1 protein-coding gene is annotated in these 5,035 nt (G+C 66.5%); it reads right to left on the reverse strand.

All coding sequences use genetic code 11. From position 1 onward, the window contains the following. Positions 1–5,015, reverse strand: a 5,015-nt coding sequence (locus tag RM2_RS22565; protein WP_373863377.1) for a non-ribosomal peptide synthetase, incomplete at its 3' end; no start/stop codon positions are given. Positions 5,016–5,035 lie beyond the last annotated feature (20 nt).

Consider the following 5,035-nt stretch of genomic DNA (forward strand, 5'->3'; position numbering starts at 1 on the left):
TGCGACCGTGTCGGGTTCAGCTTCTCCACCAACCGCTCGAACGGCACATCCGCCGCAGCGAACGCCTCGAGATCGGTCTCCCGTACCCGATCCACCAACTCGGTGAACGACAAATTCGGGTCGCATTCGGCCCGCAACACCAACGTGTTCACGAACATCCCCACCAGATCGTCGAGCGCCGCCTCGCCGCGGCCTGCGATCGGCGACCCCACCGCGATGTCGGTGGTACCGGACAACTTCGCCAACACCACCGACAACGCCGCATGCACCACCATGAACGGCGTCGCACCCCGCTCGTGCGCCCACGACTGCAACCGCGCCACCGTCGCCGCCGGCACCGCGAACTCGACCCTGCCACCGACACCCGAGCGCACCACCGGCCGCGGCCGATCGGTCGGCAACGCCAACACATCCGGCACACCCGCCAACGCACCCGACCAGTAGCCGATCTGCTGCGAGAGCACCGATCCCGGATCGTCCTCCGACCCGAGAAGCTCCCGCTGCCACAACGTGTAATCCGCGTACTGCACCGGCAACGGCGCCCACCCCGGCTCGTGCCCCGCGCACCGTGCCGCATACGCCACCACCACATCCCGGGACAACGGGGCGGTCGAGAAACCGTCCGCACAAATATGGTGCACCACCATCGCCAGCACATGCTCGGACTCCGACACCCGGAACAACGCCCCGCGCACCGGCACCTCCGCAGCCACATCGAACCCACGGGTCAGCAACGCCGCCGCACGATGACGCAACTCGTCCTCACCGGCCACCTGCACCGGTGTCAGATCCACCGGCACCTGCGAGAGGGGCACGATCACCTGCGAGGGACCCTGCTCCGAATCCGGGAACACCGTCCGCAACGCCTCATGACGGCCCAACACATCGGCCACCGCCGCCTGCATCGCCGCCACATCCAACTCACCCGTCAACCGGATCGCCAACGGAATATTGTATGCCGCCGACCCCGGATCGAACTGATTCAAAAACCACATCCGCTGCTGCGCCAACGACAACGGCACCCGCTCCGGCCGCACACCCGCCACCAACACCGGACGGCCACCCTGCCCCGCATGCCGTTCGAGACGCACCGCCAACGCCTCCACCGTCGACGCCTCGAACAACTCCCGCACCGGCACCCGGGCATCGAGCGCCGCACCCAACCGGGCGATCACCCGGGTCGCGATCAACGAGTTACCACCCAGAGCGAAGAAATCATCATCGAGCCCGACCCGCTCGATACCGAGGAGGTCGGCGAAGATCCCGGCCACGGTCTCCTCGACCGGATTCGTCGGCGCCCGGAACACCCGGGCCGTGAACTCCGGCGCCGGCAGCGCTTTCCGATCCAGCTTGCCGGAACTGTTCAGCGGCAACACCTCCAACACAACCAGTACATCCGGCACCATATACCGGGGCAGCGACTGCCCGGCGGCCTCGCGCACCGCCTCCGTGTCGACCGTGTGTCCCGCAGCCGGAACCACATACCCCACCAACTGCTGACCGAGGTCGCTCTCGTGCACCACCACCACGGCCTGCGCCACCGTGTCCTGCCCAGCCAGTGCCGTCTCGATCTCACCCAGTTCGATCCGCAGACCCCGCACCTTCACCTGGAAATCCGTGCGCCCCAGGAACTCCAACTGACCCAGCGTGTTCCACCGCACCAAGTCCCCCGTCCGATACAACCGGGAACCAGCACCCTCCCCTGCCATAGTGTCCGCGAAGGGATTCGCCACGAAACGGTCCGCCGTCAGATCGGTGCGGCCGTGGTAGCCGCGAGCCAACTGCACCCCCGCCAGATACAGTTCACCCGGCACCCCCACCGGTACCGGCTGCAAACGCGAATCGAGCACAAACGTATGGGTGTTCCACTCCGGGACGCCGATCGGCACGGTCGACACGTCCCGGTCATCACACCGGTAGTACGTCGCATAGACCGCGGCCTCGGTCGGCCCGTACATGTTGCCCAGAACCGCGTCGGTGCGGTCGGCGAACCGGGCCACCAGATCCGCGGGCAACGCCTCCCCACCGACTTGCACCAAACGCACCGAAGCGGGGATCCGCACCTCGGGGTCCGCCAGCAGCGCCCCCAGCATCGACGGCACGAACTGCACCACGGTCACACCGGTGTCCTGCATCAGGGACACCAGGTATTCCGGATCATGTTGCCCATCCGGCCGGGCGATCACCAACCGGGCCCCGACAGCCAACGGCAGGAACAACTCCCACACCGACGCATCGAACGTCACCGGCGCCTTCTGCACCACCACATCAGAATCGGTGAAATCGCATTCGGAGGCCATCCACAACAGGAAGTTGACGACCGCACGATGACTGACCGCCACCCCCTTCGGGCGTCCCGTCGACCCCGACGTGAAGATCACATACGCCGCGTTCTCCGGACGCACCGGCGTCCGGAGTTCGGACTCCACCACCGCATCGGACGAGTACCCCGACACATCCACCACATCGACATCCACCACCCGATGCCCGGACACGGCCACACCATCGCGCGAGGTGGACAACACACACACCGGTGCCGCAGTATCGAGCACATACTCTGTGCGCTCGACGGGATGGTCCGGATCGATCGGCACATACGCCCCGCCCGCCCGGAGCACCGCATAAATTCCGACCAGCAGATCCAGCGACCGGCGCATCCCGACCGCCACCAACGACTCCGGGCCCACCCCGGCATCGATCAGGAACCGGGCCAACCGGTTCACCCGCGCATCGAACTGCGCATACGTCAACGACTGGCCCTCGAACACCAACGCCACCGCATCCGGTGTCCGGGCCACCTGCGCATCGAACCCGTCGAGCAGCAACACCTCCGGCACCTGGTGGTCGGTGTCGTTCCAGGTGTCGAGCACCAGTGCCCGTTCACTGTCGTCGAGGACAGAGACCTCTCCCACCGGCACCGACGGATCCTCGAGAACCACCTCGAGCACCCGGACGAAGCGCTCCGCGATCTGCGCCGCCGTCACCGCATCGAAGATGTCTGCCGCATACGCGAGCGTGCCCGCATACCCGCCACCAACAACGTCGCTGAGACTCATCGACAGGTCGGTCTGAGAAGCTGTCCAGTCCACCTCGAGCGGTGCGATCGTCAACCCCGCAAGCTCCACCCCCGTTTGGGTGTAATTCTGGAACAACAGCATCACCTGAAACAACGGCGAGAACGACTGCGACCGTGTCGGGTTCAGTTCCTCCACCAACCGCTCGAACGGCACATCCGCATGAGCGAACGCCTCGAGATCCGTATGACGTACCCGATCGACCAACTCCGCGAACGACAGGTCCGGGTCACATTCGGCCCGCAACACCAACGTGTTCACGAACATGCCCACCAGATCGTCCAACGCCGCCTCACCGCGGCCCGCGATCGCCGAACCCACCGCGATGTCGGTGGTACCGGACAACTTCGCCAACACCACCGACAACGCAGCATGCACCACCATGAACGGTGTCGCACCCCGCTCGTGCGCCCACGACTGCAACCGCGCCACCGTCGGCGCCGGCACCGAGAACTCGACCCTGCCACCGACACCCGAGCGCACCACCGGGCGCGGTCGATCGGTCGGCAACGCCAACACATCCGGCACACCCGCCAACGCACCCGACCAGTAGCCGATCTGCTGCGAGAGCACCGATCCCGGATCGTCCTCCGACCCGAGAAGCTCCCGCTGCCACAACGTGTAATCCGGGTACTGCACCGGCAGCGGCGCCCACCCCGGCTCGTGCCCGGCACACCGTGCCGCATACGCCACCACGATGTCCCGCGCCATCGGCGCCGTCGAGAACCCGTCCGCACAAATATGGTGCACCACCATCGCCAACACGAACTCATCCGCGGCGAGCTGGAACAGCGCACCCCGCAGCGGTACCTCCGCGGCCACATCGAACCCACGGGTCAGCAACGCCGCCGCACGATGACGCAACTCGTCCTCGTCCGCGACCGGCACCGGTGTCAGATCCACCGGCACCTGCGAGAGGGGCACGATCACCTGCGAGGGACCCTGATCCGAATCCGGGAACACCGTCCGCAACGCCTCATGACGGGCCAGCACATCAACGACGGCCGCCTGCATCGCCGCCACATCCAATTCACCCGTCAACCGGATCGCCAACGGAATATTGTATGCCGCCGACCCCGGATCGAATCGGTTCAAGAACCACATCCGCTGCTGCGCCAACGACAACGGCACCCGGTCGGGCCGCGGACCTGCCAGCAGCGCCGGACGGCCACCCTGCCCCGCATGCTGTTCGGCCCGCACCGCCAACGCCTCCACCGTCGACGCCTCGAACAACTCCCGCACCGGCACCCGGGCATCGAGCACCGCACCCAACCGGGCGGTCACCCGGGTCGCGATCAGCGAGTTACCACCCAACGCGAAGAAATCATCGTCCAATCCGACCCGGTCCACACCCAACACCTCGGCGAAGATCCCGGCCACAATCTCCTCCACCGGATTCGTCGGCGCCCGGAACACCCGGGCCGTGAACTCCGGCGCCGGCAACGCCTTTCGGTCCAATTTTCCGGAACTGTTCAACGGCAATTCGTCGAGGACGATCAGCACGTCCGGCACCATGTAGGCGGGCAGCGACTGCCCGGCGGCCTCGCGCACAGCCTCCGTGTCGACCGTGTGTCCCGCAGCTGGAACCACATAGCCGACCAACTGCTGACCGAGGTCGCTCTCGTGCACGACCACCACGGCCTGCGCCACCGTGTCCTGCCCAGCCAGTGCCGACTCGATCTCCCCCAGTTCGATCCGCAGACCCCGCACCTTCACCTGAAAATCGGTGCGACCCAGGAACTCGAGATCACCGCCCCGGTTCCACCGCACCAGATCCCCCGTGCGATACATCTGCGCGCCCGGTTCACCGAACGGGCTCGCCACGAACCGGTCCGCCGTCAGATCGGCACGGCCGTGGTACCCGCGGGCCAACTGCACCCCCGCCAGATACAGTTCACCCGCCGTCCCCACCGGCGTCGGCTGCAACCGTGAATCGAGCACAAACGTGTGCGTGTTCCACA

Source organism: Rhodococcus marinonascens NBRC 14363 (genome assembly GCF_001894885.1).
GTDB classification, from domain to species: Bacteria; Actinomycetota; Actinomycetes; order Mycobacteriales; family Mycobacteriaceae; genus Rhodococcus_F; species Rhodococcus_F marinonascens.